Source organism: Hyphomicrobium sp. LHD-15 (assembly GCF_031157355.1).
Taxonomy (GTDB): domain Bacteria; phylum Pseudomonadota; class Alphaproteobacteria; order Rhizobiales; family Hyphomicrobiaceae; genus Hyphomicrobium_C.
In genome coordinates this window covers 252,342-268,579 of the sequence record NZ_JAVIFT010000001.1, presented here as the reverse complement: position 1 = coordinate 268,579, position 16,238 = coordinate 252,342, and the positions used below count along the sequence as shown (strand labels likewise).

Below are 16,238 nucleotides of genomic sequence, written 5' to 3'. Positions count from 1 at the left end.
TTCAGCGAGCCACATGTCGAGCACCCGGCCAAGCACCTGGATCGAAGCCCCCTGTTCCGCGCCCTCCGCCGAACATGAAGCGGCCGCCCGCGCCCGACAGGCGGTTCTGACCAAGCCGGCGGGCTCTCTTGGCGTGCTCGAAACGCTGGCCATCACGCTGGCGTCCCTCCAGGCAACCGATCGTCCGCGCGCAACCAAGGCTCCGATCATCCTGTTTGCCGGCGACCATGGCGTCACCGCACAGAACATCTCCGCCTATCCGGCGGCCGTCACCGTCGAGATGCTGAAGAACTTCGCGAGCGGCGGTGCCGCGGTGTCGGTGCTCACTCGCGAGTTGGGCGTGAGCCTCACGGTCGTCGATGCCGGAACGCTCGCGTCCGTTTCCCTGCCGGGCGTCGTCACGGACAAGCCACGGCGTGGCACGCGCGATTTTACTGTCGAACCGGCGATGACAGCCGAGGAGCGCGACGCGGCGCTTGCGGCGGGTAAGCGTGCGGTCGAAGCGGCAGGGCCGGCCGATCTCGTGCTGTTCGGCGAAATGGGGATCGGCAACACGACAGCGGCCGCGGCCATCGCCGCCGCGCTCCTCGGCAAGCCGCCGGGCGAGATCGCGGGCGCCGGCACCGGGCTCGACAAAGCAGGGATAGCGCACAAGGTTCAGGTGATCGAAGCCGGTCTGGCCCGGCATGGCCTTGCCGGGTTGGCGGGCGAAGCCGATCCGGCACGCGTGCTTGCAACAGTCGGTGGGCTTGAGATCGCAGCGTTGGCGGGAGCGATCGTCGCCGCCGCGCAGCGCGGCACGCCGGTGCTCGTCGATGGGTTCATCGTGTCCGTGGCCGCACTTTTGGCGACGCGGCTCAATCCATCATGCAAGCCGTGGCTCATTTTTTCGCATCGCTCGGCCGAGCAGGGGCACGCGATCGTTCTCGATGCGCTCGGCGCCCGGCCCATACTCGATCTCAATCTTCGGCTCGGCGAAGGCTCGGGCGCGGCGACGGCGCTCGCCGTGGTGCGGCTCGCCTGCGCGCTTCACAACGGAATGGCAACGTTCGAGGAGGCGGCCGTTTCCGGTCGCGCCGATCCATGACGCGCGTCGATTTCCTGCGCCACGGGGAAACGGAAGCCGGGGATCGTCTGCTCGGACGCACCGATGCGCCGCTCTCCGCTGCGGGACGCAAGGCGGTCGCAGGGCAACTCGCCGGTACACGCTGGCCGGTGATCGTCTCATCGCCGTTGACCCGCGCCAGGGAAACGGCGGAGATCGCCACCGAGCGGAGCGCGAAGACGTTCGAAGTTGATCCGGACTGGCGCGAGATGGACTTCGGCGGCTGGGATGGCCACCTGAAGCAGGAGCTGGCCGCCGATCCGCGCTTTGCAGCTTTCTACCGCGATCCGGAAACTAGCCCACCGCCGAACGGCGAAACGGCGGACGCCGTGCGCGCCCGCGTGAAAAGTGCCCTCGAACGGGTTGCCGCGCGCGACGAGACCCCGGTGCTTGTCATCGCCCACGGCGGCACCATCCGCATGGCGCTCGCGATCCTGCTCGGCCTCCCACTCGATCGCCTGTGGGCCATTCGGATCGGGTGCGCGACGCGCGTCGGCGTCGAGATAGGCGTTCATCCGGAGCATGGTCTTTGGGGAGAGATCGTGGAGATCGTGCAGCCGAACGAGGAGAGGGCGCCATGACAGGATTGTTGATCGCGATCTCCTTCCTGACGCGCCTCCCGGTGCCCACCGTCAATTCCGAGAAGGCGGGCAACATTGCGCTCGCGGCGCCGTGGCTGCCGGTCGTCGGCGCGATTGTCGGCGTGCTTGTCGCGGCGGCTGTTGTTCTCACTGCGGGCACCGGCATCTGGGTCGGCGCTCTGGTTGGATTGCTGGTCTGGGTGCTGGTGACGGGCGCGCTTCATCTCGACGGGTTGGGTGATGTGGCCGACGGCCTCGGCGCCGCCCACGGAAACCCGGAGCGCTTCATCGCGGTCGCACGCGATCCGCACCTCGGCAGCTTTGGCGCGATTGCCATCGTGCTTCAGCTCCTCGCCAAGCTTGTGCTGCTCGCCGCCGTCACGGAGCGCCTGGGATTGAATGGGCTCATCCCCGCGCTAGTGCTCATAGCTGCCTGGGCGCGCTGGGGCACGCTGGTGCTCGGCTGCGCTGTGAAGCCGCTGGCGGAGGGAATGGCGAGCCGGCTCGCGGCCGGCATCGAATTGCGCGTCGTTGTGCTCGAGGGCGTCGTATTGTCGGCCCTGACAGCCTATCTCGCGCCGGTTCTGCTGATCGCCCTGCCGCTGACGGCGGGGCTCGCGCTCTATTGGCGCGTGCGTCTCGGCGGCATAACCGGAGATTGCCACGGCGCCAGCATCGAGATTATGGAGACGGCGCTGCTTTTTGTTCTTCTGTTCGGCTGACGGGCCGATTCCGCCGAAGTGTTACATATGATAGCGCCGTGCTCTCATGACCGACAGGGATCCCGATGACGTTCGCGCTGGCGTTTCTTGCCCTCTTCATCGAGGCCCTCGCCGGGTATTCGCAGAAGCTGGTTGATCGGATCGGTCATCCAGTGACCTGGATCGGCGCCTTGATCTCGCGCGCCGAGGCCGTGTGGAACGAGGCGAGCTTGTCGTTCCCGAGGCGGCGCCTGCGCGGCATTCTCGCTTTGGCCACGGTGCTGCTCGTAACGCTTTCGGTGGTGCTATTCGTCGACCAAGGCCTGGATCTGCTGTTGCCGGTGCTGGCCGCGCTTGTCGTGAAGGCCGCGTTTGCGAGCACGCTTCTGGCAGGTCGCAGCCTCGATGAGCACGTGTCGGACGTGGCCGAGGCGCTTGAGCATCGCGGCCTGCGCGGCGGACGCCAGGCCGTTTCGCGCATCGTGGGGCGCGATCCCGAAGCGCTGGACGAGGCCGGCGTCTCGCGAGCGGCCATCGAAAGCCTCGCTGAGAATTTCTCCGATGGCGTGGTGGCGCCGCTGTTCTGGCTGGTGGTCGGAGGGCTACCGGGTTGTGCAGTCTACAAGGCCATCAACACCGCCGACAGCATGATCGGACACAAGTCCGAGCGCTATCTGGCATTCGGCTGGGCGGCCGCGAGGTTGGACGATCTCGTGAACCTGCCGGCTTCGCGCCTCGCCGCCATTTGGATCGTCGCGGCGGCGCGCTTGATGCCGGGAGCGGACTGGCGCGCGGCGGCGCTGAGCACATTGAACGATGCCCCGCGCCACCGATCTCCGAACGCCGGCTGGCCGGAGGCTGCCATGGCGGGTGCGCTGGGCCTCGCGCTCGCGGGCCCCCGCAGCTATGGCGGCAAGACGATCGACGATGCCTGGATGGGCGCCGGCCGTCGCGAGGCGACTTATGCCGACATCAATCGCGCGCTTCGCCTGTTTCGCATCGCCTACGTGTTGCAGGCGGCGACCGTCGGCCTTCTCGCTGCGGTCACCGCGTTCTTCTTTCTTTAGACTAGAGCCGCCTCACACGACGCCGAGCGCGCGCATGGCCTCCGCGACCCGAACGAAACCGGCGACGTTCGCGCCGAGAACGTAGTTGCCGGGCGAGCCATAGGACTCGGCCATTTCCGCACAACGATCGTGGATGCTGTGCATGATGACGGCCAGCCGCTGCTCCGTCGCCTCGAAGGTCCAGGAATCGCGCGAAGCGTTCTGCTGCATTTCGAGGGCGCTGGTAGCGACACCGCCCGCGTTTGCGGCTTTACCGGGCCCGAACAGGACGCCCGCATCGAGGAAGGTCCGTACGGCCTCGGGAGTGCTAGGCATGTTGGCGCCTTCGCCGACTGCGATGACGCCGTTCTTGACCAGCGTGCGTGCGTCCTGGCCGTTGAGCTCGTTCTGCGTAGCCGACGGCATGGCAATATCGGCCGGCACGTCCCAGATGCGTCCGCCTGGCACGAAGAGGGCGCTCGCGCCCCGTGCGGCAGCGTAATCAGCCACGCGTCCGCGCTTCTTCTCCTTGATCTCCTTGAGCAGCTCGAGGTCGATGCCGGTCGCGGTGTCTTCGACGACGTAGCCGTTGGAATCCGAGCACGCGATCACGCGGCCGCCCAACTGCCGCACCTTCTCGATCGTGTAGATGGCGACGTTGCCGGCACCCGAGACCAGTACCTTCTTGCCTTCGAAGCCTTGTTTGCGCGTCCGCAGCATGCGCTCGACGAAGTAGACCGCGCCGTAGCCGGTCGCCTCGGTCCGAACGCGCGAGCCGCCCCAGGTAAGGCCCTTGCCGGTGAGCACGCCGGATTCATAGCGGTTGGTGATGCGCTTGTACTGACCGAACATGAACCCGATCTCGCGCTGGCCAACGCCGATGTCGCCCGCGGGCACGTCCGTGTATTCGCCGAGATGGCGCGCCAGCTCCGTCATGAAAGACTGGCAGAAGCGCATGATCTCGCCTTCGGAACGTCCCTTGGGATCGAAATCCGATCCGCCCTTGCCGCCGCCGATTGGCATGCCGGTGAGGGCGTTCTTGAAGACTTGCTCGAAGCCGAGGAACTTCACCGTGCCAAGCAGCACAGACGGATGGAATCTGAGGCCGCCCTTGAATGGGCCAAGCGCCGAGTTGAATTGGACGCGGAAGCCGCGGTTGATCTGTACCCGGCCTTTGTCGTCGACCCACGGCACGCGGAAGATGATCTGCCGCTCCGGCTCGCAGATCCGCTCGATGAGCGCGCCCTCCGCGTAGTCGGGATGCTTGGCGATAACGGCGCCGAGCGAGTCCAGGACTTCGCGCACGGCCTGGTGAAATTCGTCCTCTCCCGGATTGCGGCGCAGCACGTCCGCGTAGATCGGTTCAAGTTTCTCGTCGAGCATAAGGCGGTCTTCCCCGTCGTAGATTGTTTTTGGCAAGGATCTGCGGGGCAAGCCCATCAGATGCCTGACGAAAATTGGGCCGGACAAAGGAGTCCGGCCGATCGTCGGGCCGCACCATCTACACGGAAACGGGGATTTGTGTGCATAAAAATTAGGCACACAGCTGAGTAATTGGGCGAGGCTCTGCCTGTGCAATGCGCAGCCGGCGACGGGACGTGACGAGGAGGGAGCGGGGCGATCAGCCCTGCTTCAGGGTGAGGGGAAGCCCCGCTGCCATCAGCACCACCCTATCTGCCCGCGCGGCGACGGCCGCATTTAGCCGCCCCTGCGCATCCCGGAACGCGCGTGCCAGCGCGTTGTCCGGCACGATGCCGAGACCGACCTCGTTCGAGACGACGACGACAGGTCCGCCAGGCTGGGCGAATGCGTCGAGAAGGCGGGTCTGCTCCGCCTCGATATCGCGGCCCGCGTGCATGATGTTGCTGAGCCAGAGGGTCAGGCAGTCGACCAGCAGCGGCCGCGGGTCGTTTGCATGCGAATTCAACAGGCCCCCGAGATCGAGCGGTGTTTCGCGCGTCATCCAGCCCTCGCCGCGGCGGCGGACGTGCTCGGCGATGCGCTCGGCCATTTCGGCGTCCCAGGCTTCGCCGGTTGCGACATAAATCCACGGCGCCGGAAGCGCGGTCACAAGACCTTCCGCGAACCGGCTCTTTCCCGAGCGCGCGCCGCCGATAATCAGGGTCAGGCGTGGAAGGGGAGAGGACATGCCGCAGGGTTCCAGGATGGGTGAGACGAGGCACTGTTTGACAGGCCCCGACGCCAATGGCTACCTCCAATCGGCCGCAGGCCCCAAGCCTGGCACCATCCGCGAGGCGAAGCTGTTTCTGCAACCGGAACGCCTGGCAGGAAGAGACCGTAACTAACTGGTTTGAAAGCGCGAATCCGATCGACGCATGAACTTCCCGCCAGACATCTTTCCGCCCTTCCCGGACATGCGCCCGGGCGAAGTCTGGCTCGTAGGGGCTGGCCCCGGCGATCCGCGACTGTTGACCGTCATGGCCATTCATGCGCTCCGCTCTGCCGATACGATCATCCACGACGCGCTCGTCGATCCGCGCATCCTCAAGCTCGCCCGCGACGGCGCGGAGATCCACTTCGCCGGCAAGCGCGGCGGCAGGCCGTCTCCGCAACAGCGCGACATCAACGAGCTGATCATCGCCGAGGCGAAAAAGCAGCGCCGCGTGCTTCGTCTCAAGGGTGGCGATCCTTTCGTGTTCGGCCGCGGCGGAGAGGAGGCCAGCGCGCTCGTCCGCGAGGGTATTCCGTTCCGCGTCGTGCCAGGCCTCACCTCCGGGTTGGCGGCTCCCGCCCTGGTCGGCATTCCTGCCACCACGCGTGAGACCAACCACGCCGTCATCCTTGCGGCCGGCCACCGGGCTGACGACGATCGCGCAGGTGGAGCGTGGGAAGCGCTCGCCGCCACCGGTCAGCCGATCATCCTCTATATGGCGCTGGCACAGCTCACCGAGATTACTGCGGCGTTTCTGCGCGGCGGCTTGAGCCCCGACACCCCCGCCGCGGTCATCTCCCATGCCACGAGCGAGAACGAGATCGTGCTCGAAACGCGCCTCGCGGATCTGGCGGCGGACGCGAAGAAACACGCGATCGAAGCGCCTGCCGTGATCGTCATCGGCGTCAACGCCAGCCTGCGCGCGGTGCTCGGTCCAGGGATGGCCAAGCCATGAGCCGCACGTCTGAGACGTCGACGAACCCGCCGGCCTTCACGCCCGATTTCGTCGCCGCGTTTCGCGATCTGATCCTGTGGCGCCGCGACGTCCGCCGCTTCCGCACCGATCCTCTGCCCGAGGGTTTGATCGAGAATCTGATCGAGCTGGCCTGCCATGCGCCGTCGGTTGGAAATTGCCAGCCCTGGCGCTTCGTTCTGGTGGACAAGGATGAGCGGCGCCAAGCTGTGCGCGCCTCGTTCGAGCGCGCCAACCGCGCCGCGCTCGACGGATACGACGGCGAAATCCGCACGCTTTATGCGCGCCTCAAACTGGCAGGCCTCGACGCGGCTCCTGTTCAACTTGCGGTCTTCGCCGACGAGGCGACGGAACGCGGCGCGGGGCTCGGCCGGCTGACCATGCCCGAGACGCTGCGATACTCCGCCGTCGGCGCTGTCCACACGCTGTGGCTCGCGGCACGGGCTGAGGGCGTTGGCATCGGCTGGGTTTCGATCCTGGAGCCGGATGTGGTGGCGCGCGCTCTGGATGTTCCGGAGAGCTGGACATTGGTTGCCTATCTCTGCATCGGTTGGCCCGTGGAAGAGCATCTGGATCCGGAGCTCGAACGCGCCGGATGGCAGGAACGCGCGGCTTCCACCGAATTCCTGCTGCGCCGTTGATTTCAAACAAGGCCGGGAGGCTGGCCTGCTTGCAGCCTGCACGCGACAGGGGTATGGACTGTCGGATCGATAGAATCGACGAGGTTCCCGTGACCGCACGCATCTTCAAGCCGGCCAAGACCGCCATGCAGTCGGGTATTGCGCGCACGAAGGAGTGGGTGCTGGAGCACGAGTCCGCCACCCCGCGCCAGATCGACCCGCTGATGGGCTGGACCAGCTCGTCCGATACGCGGACCCAGGTGCGCCTCGAGTTCGACACCAAGGAAGAGGCCATCGCCTACGCCGAACGCAACGGCATTCCGTTCCGCCTGGACGAGCCGAAGCCGCGCGGGATCGTGCGCAAGTCCTACGCGGACAATTTCAAGTTCGGCCGCATCGGCGCCTGGACGCACTAATCCTCCACCGCACTACTTGGGCCGGCCCAGCCACGCCCGCCATCCGCCGAAATCAGTAATGTCGGTCGCGCCCGCGACTGCATACGCCTCGCAGAGGAAGCCTTTGACGAGGCTGCCGTCGGCCAGCGTCAGCGTGCCGATGCCGAGCGGCTGCGGAATGAGCGCCACGAACGAGCCGAAACCGGCTTCGTCCAGCTCCCAGATCTCGACCTCGATGTTGCCCGCGCTCGTGCCGTCGAACACCAGGCCGGGCTTCGCGGGCACCGTTCCGGCGAGTGCATAGAACCGGTACCCCGGTCCAGTGCGCGTGGTCTTGATCAGCCGCGCGTTGCGCTCCCGAAGCTGGCTGTTAAGGGGCTGACCCGAGAGGTGCGCGCCGACGACGGCGACCGCAACGCGTCCCCCGGCGGGCGAGGAAACAACCGGCGCCGTTTCGGCGAGCGGCTTGGCCGTTGCGCCGAGCTTGAGGCCATCGAGCGACCGATGCAGGCGGTCGCCGAGCGTTGCGAGCTTGCCGTCTTCGAACGCCTGCCCAATCAGCGTCACGCCAAACGGCAAACCGTTCGGACGGAATCCCGCCGGCACCGCGAGCGCCGAGAGATCCATGAGATTGACGAAGTTCGTGTAGAGGCCGAGGTTGGAATTGAGCCGAACCGGATCGGCGAGAACTTCGCTGATCTTGTAAGTCGTGCCGCTGGTCGGCAGCAGCAGCACGTCCATCGCTTTCCATTGGGCGTCCGCTTCGCGCACGAGCTCGGCGAGGCGATAGAAGCCATCGAAGGTATCGACGGCCGATAGCTTCGCGCTGCCGCGAATGATCCCGCCGACGACATCATTGAGCGAATCCGGATGCGTCTCGGCGAAGGCGCGGATCGCAGCCAAACGCTCGGCGACCCACGGTCCCGCATAGAGCAGGCTGGCCGCCTTTTGAAACGGTGTGAAATCGATCTCGACGATCGACGCACCGGCTTCTGCCATCCTCTCGACGCTTGCGCGATAAAGCCGTTCTGCGTCGACGTCGCCGAAAAATTCGAGCCCCGCTTTCGGTACGCCGATGCGCAGTCCCGGTGCCGCCGCTTCGACGGAAAACGGCCGCGGTGACCGGCGCGAATAGGCATCCCCCGCGTCGAAGCTCGCGGCGAGGGACATCACCTTCGCGGCATCGCCAACGGTGAGCGCGAAAATCGAGATCGTATCCTGCGTCCGGCAGGCCGGAACCAGGCCGCGCGCGGAAATGAAGCCTTTGGTCGGCTTCAGGCCCACGATGTTGTTGAAGCCGGCCGGCACACGACCCGACCCCGCAGTGTCGGTGCCGAGCGCGAACGAGACCAGGCCGCCCGCGACCGCCACGGCCGAGCCCGAGCTCGACCCGCCCGAGATATAGTCCGCGTCGAACACGCTCGATGGAATGCCATAGGGCGAGCGTGTACCGACGAGACCGGTCGCGAATTGATCGAGATTGGTCTTGCCGATGACGATGGCGCCTGCGGCTTCGAGTTTTTCGACAGCCGTCGCCGAACGCTCCGGAGCATAGGCATAGTCGGGACACGCACATGTCGTTGGCAAACCCGCGACGTCGATGTTGTCCTTGACCGCGAACGGGATGCCGTGAAGCGGGCCTTTTGGCGCGGAAGCCGCCTTCGCTAACGCCTGCTCCAGCGGCATGAGTGAGATCCACACCGGCTTTTCGCCGCGCTCGCCGATGCGCCGGTAGACTTCCGCGATAACATCGGAAGGCGTCAACGTTCCCGAGGCATAGGCTTCCGTCAGCGTTTCGACGTCGAAAGAGAGCGATGAGATCGGCGCGCTCATGCTGCGGTCTCCGGTACGTCTTCGGTCAGAACGATCAGGGTTTGCCCCAACGCGACAGGCCGCCCCTCGGCGCATCGCACCTCGGTGACGACCCCGCTCGAAGGGGCATGCACCGACATTTCCATCTTCATGGATTCGACCACGACCAAGAGATCGCCCTCCTTGACGCGAGCACCCTTGCTGACTTCCACCTTCCACACTGCGCCGGGAACCGGACTCGCGACGGGGACGGCGTTGTCCGCCAACGCGTCCTCGGCGCCGTCATCGGCGCTTGCTTCGCTTGTTGCCGCACCCGACTGGTCGCTCGCCTGCCAGCGCGAGCGCTCGTCTTCGAAGGCCGCCTGTTGCTTTTTCTTGAACGCCGCGATATCGGCCGCATTGTCGGTGAGGAATTGGCGGTAATCCGACAGCTTGAACGTCGTGGGTTCGATTTTGAGCCCGACTTTTCCTTGCAGGAAGCCGTCGCGAAATGCGAGCAGCTCTTCCGCATCCATCGGGTAGAAGCGGATCTGATCGAAGAAGCGCAACAGCCACGGCTTGTCGGCATCGAACTCGGGCGTGATACGATGGGTATTCCACACCTGCGCCGTGCGCCCGATGAACTGATAGCCGCCGGGACCTTCCATGCCGTAGACGCACATGTAGGCCCCGCCGATGCCGACGGCGTTCTCGGGCGTCCAGGTGCGTGCGGGGTTGTACTTCGTGGTGACCAGCCGATGCCGGGGATCGAGCGGTGTCGCCACCGGCGCGCCGAGATAGACATCCCCGAGCCCGAGCACAAGATAGCTCGCGCCGTAGGCGATTTCCTTCACGTCCTCGATGCTATCGAGGCCATTGATGCGCCGGATGAACTCGATGTTCGAGGGGCACCACGGCGCATCGGCGCGCACCGACTGCATGTATTTCGAGATCGCGAGCTGCGTCGCGGCGTCGTCCCAGGACAGCGGCATGTGAACGATGCGGCTCGGCACCTCGATGTCGCCGATGTCACCCATCGCGTCTTCGATCTCGGCGAGCTTGTCGACCAGGGCCTGCAGCGGCAGAACGCGGCTGTCGTAGTGGATCTGCAGCGAGCGGATGCCGGGCGTGAGATCGATGATGCCGGGAATGGCCAGCGTTTCGAGCTTCGTCATCAGCACGTGCGCGCGGAACCTGAGCTCGAAATCGAGCACGATGGGCCCGTATTCGACGAGAAGATACTTGTCGCCTTGGCGGCGGTAGACCACACGCGGCAGCACGCCGTCCTCGGGATGATCGCCGACGATGCAATCGTCCGCGCCGACGCTATTGACGTCCACCAACGGAGGCGAGCCCATCGGCGCAAGCGACGCGATTTCGCTGTCCTGCTTGATCTCGAGCGCGCGTGCGTTGACCGGCGAGAGGCGCTTGAATTGCACCTTGTCGCCCGGACGAAGCTGCCCGAGCTTCCATAGTTCCGCCTGCACGATCGTGACCGGACACACGAACCCGCCGAGCGAAGGCCCGTCCGGTCCCAGGATCACCGGCATGTCGCCTGTGAAATCCACCGCGCCGATGGCGTAGGCATTGTCGTGAATGTTGCTCGGATGCAGGCCCGCTTCGCCGCCGTCGGTACGGGCCCAGGTCGGCTTGGGACCGATCAGGCGAACGCCCGTGCGATTAGAATTGTAGTGGACCTCCCAGTTGGCGGCGAAGAAGGTGGCGATATCATCGTCGGTGAAGAAGTCCGGCGAGCCGTGCGGACCGTAGAGCACGCCGATCTCCCAGGCGCGCGACAGAACAGGCCTGAGCGCATCCGGAAGCGACGCGGGAGCTGCGCTTTCAGAAGGAGCGGCGCGCGAGATATGCAACACGTCGCCGGTCAGCAGTGCCCGCCCGCCATGGCCGCCGAACTTGCCGAGCGTGAACGTGGCGTGGCTGCCGAGATAGAGCGGCACGTCGAAGCCGCCCTGAATGGCGAGATAGGCGCGAGCACCCGCACCCGTCACGCTTCCGATCTTCAGCACCTCCCCGGCCGCAACCTGGAACGGCTGCCAGAACGGAACGGCACGATCGCCGACGCGCGCGCTCATCTCGGCGCCAGCAAGGCAGATGACGCTATCGCGGTTGAATTGCAGCGTCGGGCCCGACAGCGTCAGCTCCAATGCGGGGGCGCCTTCGGCGTTGCCGAGGAGGCGGTTGGCGAGACGGAACGACAGATGATCCATCGGACCGGACGGCGGCACACCCACCGCCCAATAGCCAGTGCGGCCTGGCCAGTCCTGGATGGTCGTCTGCGTGCCGGACGCCAGCACTTCGACGGTGGCGGCCTTGTAGGGAAATGTCGCGAGCGTGCGCGTCAGCATCTGGCCTTCGGCGAGAATGTCCGAGGCCGCGAGCTGGCGCAGATAGTCGAGATTGGTTTCGAGGCCGCCGATCTCGGTCGCGGCCAGAGCATCCTGAAGCTTGGCCAGCGCCTGTGGCCGCGTCTCGGCTTTGACGATGATCTTCGCCAGCATCGGATCGTAAAACGGTGAGACGTCCGCGCCGCTTTCGACCCAGGTTTCGACGCGTGCGTCCGCAGGCCACGCCACGTGCGAGAGCTGCCCGGAGCTGGGGCGGAAATCGCGGCCCGGATCTTCGGCGTAAAGGCGCACCTGTATCGAGGCGCCCTTGGGCTGGATTCGCTCCTGCTCGAGCGGCAGCGTTTCGCCGGCCGCTTGGCGCACCATCCATTCGACGAGATCGAACCCGGTCACCTCCTCGGTGACGCCGTGCTCGACCTGCAGCCGCGTGTTGACCTCCAGGAAGTAGAAGGCGTCGGTATCGCTATCGTAGAGGAATTCGACGGTCCCCGCGCTTTCATACGAGACGGACTTGCCGAGATCGCAGGCGGTCTTCCAGAGTGCCGCGCGCGCCTTGTCCGAAAGCCCAGGCGCCGGCGTCTCCTCGATGACTTTCTGGTTGCGCCGCTGCGCCGAGCAATCGCGCTCGCCGAGCGCCACCACGCGGCCCTTTCCGTCGCCGAAGATCTGCACCTCGATGTGCCGACCCCGAGAGACGTACTTTTCGAGGAAGAGACCCGGGTCCTTGAAGTTGTTGCGCGCGAGCCGTTCGACGCGCTCGTAGAGCGGTTCGAGCTCCGTTTCCGACGAGACGAGCTGCAACCCGATGCCGCCGCCGCCCGCCGTGCTCTTCAGCATCACCGGATAGCCGATGCGCTGGGCTTCGGCCTTCGCGGCATCGAGGTTGTCGATCAGCCCCGACCCCGGTGCCAGCGGAACACCGGCGGCGAGCGCCAGCTCGCGCGCCCGATGCTTCAAGCCGAATGCGCGCATCTGATCGGGCTTCGGTCCGATAAAAGCGATACCCGCCGCCGCGCACGCATCCGCAAAGTCGGGGTTCTCGGAGAGGAAGCCGTAGCCGGGATGGATGGCTTCAGCGCCGGTGGCCTTGGCCGCCGCCAGGATCGCGTCAACCTTGAGGTAGCTTTGCGCTGCGGCCGAGGGGCCGATGGCGACGGCTTCGCGGGCTTGCGCCACATGCATCGAATGCCGGTCGGCTTCCGAGTAGACGGCAACGCTCGCAACGCCCAGGCGGTCGAGCGTGCGGATGATGCGGCAGGCGATGGCGCCGCGATTGGCGATCAGAACTTTCTTGAACATGGCTTATGCGCCCTCCGGCCAGATCAGCACCTCGATGGGCGTGGGGTTGTAGGCATTGCAGGGGTTGTTGAGCTGCGGGCAGTTGGAGATAAGGACGATGACGTTCATCTCGGCCCGCATCTCGACGTACTTGCCCGGCCCCGACACGCCGTCGGCGAACGTGAGCCCGCCGTCCGGCGTCACCGGCACGTTCATGAAGAAATTGATGTTGTGGGCGATGTCGCGCTTGGTGAGGCCGTACTGCTCGTTCTCGACCACCGCCAGCAGATAGCTGTCCCGGCACGCATGCATGCTCTTCTTTTCGAGCGCGTAGCGCACCGTGTTGCTTTCCGTCGCGCACGCGCCGCCAAGCGTGTCGTGCCGCCCCACGGTATCGGCCGTAATCGTCATTAGCGGACGGCAGAGATCCGACCGCAGCACCGAGCCGGGGCCGAGATAGACGTTGCCATGCTCGCGGATCGTATCCGAGGCCGAATAGCGCTCGTGCGGATCGTCGGCGTTGAAGAACAGCGTGTCGGCTGCTTGGTTTCCTTCGAGGTCGAGAATGCGCAGCGTCTCGCCGCGGCGCACCACATGCATCCAATAACCGCCGGCTGGAACCGTCTCGCGATAGACAGCGGCGTCAGCGGAGAGCTTGCTTTCCTTGATCATGTTGCCCTCCCTCAGCCGCAACCGCAGCCGGCATGAAACAGCCGGTTGTTTTCGAAGCCGCGTCCGTTCTCGGGTGCGGACAGCCGGCAGGCATCGTCGGTTGAGGCGGGCGCGCCTTCTCGGATGTCGAAGCGTACGGCCTTGCGCGGATAGGTGGGGCTGGCATCGAGCGGATGCGGACAGGTGTGGAACAGCACGAGCGTATCCATCTCGAAGCGCAATTCCACGGTCGCGCCGGTCTTGGCCGCGCTCGCGTCAAACGCGATCTTGCCGCTTTCGTCCGTCGTCACCTTGCTGAACCAGTTGACGTTGGCCGCGAGATCCCGTCGCCCTAAGCCGTACTTGGCGGCCTCGACGAGAAAGCTGTCGCGCCCGCTCTGCTGCCAATCGTTGCGGTGGGTCTGATAGGAGACGTTGCCCCAGCGGGACGCGACGATCTCTTTCGTGCTGTTGCCGCATACGGTGTCGTGCCAGCCGTGCGTATCGGCCACGATCGAGCAGAAGATGCGGCCCATGTCCGAGTAGAGGCAATGGCCCTGCGTGAGCTTGAAGGTGTGCTGGCATTTGAGCGTATCGGGGGCGTTGTAGCGCTCGAGCAGGTTTATCGGATTGTAAAACAGCATGCCGACATTGGCCCCGCCGTCGACGTCCGTCAGGCGCAGGCGATGATTACGCCGCATCGTCATCGACCAGTGCTTGCCGCCCGGAAGCACATCGCTGTAGATCAAGTCACTCACGCCGCTGCTCCTCTCTGCGGGCGTTACCGCCCACGAAGTTGGTCCGGGCCGTCCCGGGATGAGAAGGAAGCCGCGCGGGGTCGTCCCCGGCGGAAATCGATTGGCCTTACTCCGCCGCTTTGGCCACGCTGGGCGTGTCCGGAACCGATGCCGCGCCGCCGACGGGGGCGGCGATCTTCTTCGGCCACACCTCGAAATCGCGCGTGATTGAAGCACCCGGCTGCGGACCGGACGGACGCGCGATCTCTCCCGGGGCCTCGCTGCCGAGCGTCGCGCCGTAGCGTTCGAGTTCTTCGGGCCGGTTGCGGGGCCGCTCGAAGGCGATGACGCGTGTTCCGAGCCGGAAGGCTTCCGAAAGATCGTGCGTGACCATCACCACCGTGAGATCGTTCTCGTTCCAGATCTTGCGGATCAGCACGTGGATGTCGGCGCGGATGCCGGGATCGAGCGCACCAAACGGTTCGTCGAGCAGCAGGATCTTGGGTTTTCGATTGAGCGCCTGGGCGAGCGCGAGACGCTGCTGCATGCCGCCCGAAAGCGCGGCCGGATATTTGTTCTCATGGTCGTTGAGCCCCACCGCGTCGAGCAGGGTCCGTGCTTCGTCCTCGGCTTGCTTGCGCTTGGCGCCGAACAGCTTGCCGAGGAAGCGGGATGTCTCGAACTCGCGCCCGATCATCACGTTTTGGAGCACGGTCAGATGCGGGAACACGGAGTAGCGTTGGAACACGACGCCCCGGTCGGCATCGGGCTCCACTTTGAGCGGTTTGCCGTCAACCAGGATTGTTCCGCGCGTAGCGGCTTCCTCTCCGAGCAGCATGCGCAGGAACGTAGTTTTCCCGCAGCCCGACGGCCCCACGAGCGCCACGAACGAGCGTGGCGCGATCTCGAGATTGATGCGCTCGAGCACGACGTGATCGCCATACTCTTTCCACACCTTGTCGAAGACGATGGCTGTCATGCGGTGCGCGCTCCTGCAAACCAGGGGAAGGCCTTGCGCTGTAGAAGCCGCAACGCGAGATCCATCAGGAACGCCAGCACCGTGATCCAGATGACGTAGGGAATGATGACGTCCATCGCGAGATAGCGGCGAACGAGGAAAATGCGATAGCCGAGTCCCGAGTCTGCCGCGATCGCTTCGGCCGCGATCAGGAACAGCCAGGCCGGTCCGATTTCGAGCCGCACGCTGTCGATCAGCCGCGGCAGCATTTGCGGCAGCACCACCCTGAGCGCGATCTGCCACGTGGAAGCACCGAGCGTTTGCGCCTTGATCAGCAGCTCAGCCGGTATGTCTTTGACGCGAAGCGCCATGTCACGAACGAGCTTCAGCGTCGTGCCGATGACGATCAGCGAAATCTTGGCGCCATCTCCAAGCCCCATGATGATGAACAGGATCGGCAGCAGTGCGAGTGGCGGCACCATGGAAGCGACGGCCACCACCGGCCCGAACGTGGCGCCTGCAATCGGCAGGAGCCCGATCAGGATGCCGACAACGAGCGCGATGAACGTCGAGATCGCAAGCGCCGTGAGCAGCAGCGACAGGCTCGAAAGCGTGTCGTTCCACATCAGGTAGAGGCCGCTCCGAGGATCGGCCTCTAGAGCATAATGCTTCACGGCCTCCGCCATGGCGGTGAAGCTGGGCAACAGCTTGTCGTTGGGGTTCTCGGCGAGACGAATCCCCGAACCGACCATGTAGGCGACGATCAGGGCGAAGAAAGGCAAGGCCGCGAGCGCGACGGTCCACGCTCGATCTGGTTTGATGTTCAACAGACGCATCGAAGTCCCGCGGCCTCCACTATTGTG

At 65.4% G+C, this 16,238-nt stretch carries 15 protein-coding genes; 7 read left to right on the top strand and 8 right to left on the bottom strand.

The genetic code is table 11. The annotated features are described in order from the left end of the window. Positions 1–13 precede the first annotated feature (13 nt). From cobT to cbiB, 4 genes are all read left to right on the top strand, one after another. Positions 14–1,087 (top strand): nicotinate-nucleotide--dimethylbenzimidazole phosphoribosyltransferase, encoded by a 1,074-nt coding sequence (gene cobT, locus RCO24_RS01205; protein WP_308959532.1) that lies wholly within the window; start codon positions 14–16, stop codon positions 1,085–1,087. Next, positions 1,084–1,686, top strand: a complete 603-nt coding sequence (locus tag RCO24_RS01200) for a histidine phosphatase family protein (RefSeq protein WP_308959531.1) — start codon at positions 1,084–1,086, stop codon at positions 1,684–1,686. Before cobT ends, RCO24_RS01200 begins: the two co-directional genes overlap by 4 nt. Next, complete coding sequence (locus RCO24_RS01195) at positions 1,683–2,408, top strand: adenosylcobinamide-GDP ribazoletransferase (RefSeq protein ID WP_308959529.1); 726 nt, start codon at positions 1,683–1,685, stop codon at positions 2,406–2,408. The genes RCO24_RS01200 and RCO24_RS01195 overlap by 4 nt, the downstream gene beginning before the upstream one ends. A gap of 65 nt (positions 2,409–2,473) precedes the next feature. Next, positions 2,474–3,454, top strand: a complete 981-nt coding sequence (gene cbiB, locus RCO24_RS01190) for an adenosylcobinamide-phosphate synthase CbiB (RefSeq protein WP_308959528.1) — start codon at positions 2,474–2,476, stop codon at positions 3,452–3,454. A 12-nt stretch (positions 3,455–3,466) separates the two neighbouring features. Here the strand turns inward: cbiB and gdhA are convergent, their stop codons facing one another. Both gdhA and cobU read right to left on the bottom strand, forming a co-directional pair. Then, entirely contained in the window at positions 3,467–4,816 is a 1,350-nt protein-coding gene (gene gdhA, locus RCO24_RS01185) for an NADP-specific glutamate dehydrogenase (RefSeq protein WP_308959527.1), read from the bottom strand. A gap of 238 nt (positions 4,817–5,054) precedes the next feature. Next, positions 5,055–5,582: a bifunctional adenosylcobinamide kinase/adenosylcobinamide-phosphate guanylyltransferase gene (gene cobU, locus RCO24_RS01180; protein WP_308959526.1), complete on the bottom strand. Its 528-nt coding sequence runs from the start codon at positions 5,580–5,582 to the stop codon at positions 5,055–5,057. 187 nt (positions 5,583–5,769) lie between these two features. Between cobU and cobA the strand changes: the two genes are divergently transcribed. The 3 genes from cobA to RCO24_RS01165 all read left to right on the top strand — a co-directional run bounded on the left by cobA (position 5,770) and on the right by RCO24_RS01165 (position 7,615). Further along, on the top strand, positions 5,770–6,561 hold the full coding sequence (gene cobA / locus RCO24_RS01175; protein ID WP_308959525.1) for a uroporphyrinogen-III C-methyltransferase: 792 nt from the start codon (positions 5,770–5,772) through the stop codon (positions 6,559–6,561). Beyond that, positions 6,558–7,220, top strand: a complete 663-nt coding sequence (bluB, locus tag RCO24_RS01170; protein WP_308959524.1) for a 5,6-dimethylbenzimidazole synthase — start codon at positions 6,558–6,560, stop codon at positions 7,218–7,220. The genes cobA and bluB overlap by 4 nt, the downstream gene beginning before the upstream one ends. An 89-nt stretch (positions 7,221–7,309) precedes the next feature. Next, a complete protein-coding gene (locus tag RCO24_RS01165; protein ID WP_308959523.1) occupies positions 7,310–7,615 on the top strand; it encodes an ETC complex I subunit in 306 nt (101 codons plus the stop codon). A gap of 12 nt (positions 7,616–7,627) precedes the next feature. Here the strand turns inward: RCO24_RS01165 and atzF are convergent, their stop codons facing one another. From atzF to RCO24_RS01135, 6 genes are all read right to left on the bottom strand, one after another. After that, positions 7,628–9,427: an allophanate hydrolase gene (gene atzF, locus RCO24_RS01160; RefSeq protein WP_308959522.1), complete on the bottom strand. Its 1,800-nt coding sequence runs from the start codon at positions 9,425–9,427 to the stop codon at positions 7,628–7,630. Continuing rightward, a complete protein-coding gene (gene uca / locus RCO24_RS01155) occupies positions 9,424–13,050 on the bottom strand; it encodes an urea carboxylase (protein ID WP_308959521.1) in 3,627 nt (1,208 codons plus the stop codon). The genes atzF and uca overlap by 4 nt, the downstream gene beginning before the upstream one ends. A 3-nt stretch (positions 13,051–13,053) precedes the next feature. After that, on the bottom strand, positions 13,054–13,701 hold the full coding sequence (locus RCO24_RS01150; protein ID WP_308959520.1) for an urea amidolyase associated protein UAAP2: 648 nt from the start codon (positions 13,699–13,701) through the stop codon (positions 13,054–13,056). Positions 13,702–13,712: 11 nt separating this feature from the next. Further along, positions 13,713–14,438, bottom strand: a complete 726-nt coding sequence (locus tag RCO24_RS01145; protein ID WP_308959519.1) for an urea amidolyase associated protein UAAP1 — start codon at positions 14,436–14,438, stop codon at positions 13,713–13,715. A gap of 106 nt (positions 14,439–14,544) precedes the next feature. Continuing rightward, a complete protein-coding gene (locus RCO24_RS01140) occupies positions 14,545–15,396 on the bottom strand; it encodes an ABC transporter ATP-binding protein (RefSeq protein ID WP_308959518.1) in 852 nt (283 codons plus the stop codon). Next, the gene (locus RCO24_RS01135; protein WP_308959516.1) at positions 15,393–16,211 is read right to left on the bottom strand and encodes an ABC transporter permease subunit; all 819 of its coding nucleotides are present in this window, start codon (positions 16,209–16,211) and stop codon (positions 15,393–15,395) included. Before RCO24_RS01135 ends, RCO24_RS01140 begins: the two co-directional genes overlap by 4 nt. Positions 16,212–16,238: the final 27 nt, after the last annotated feature.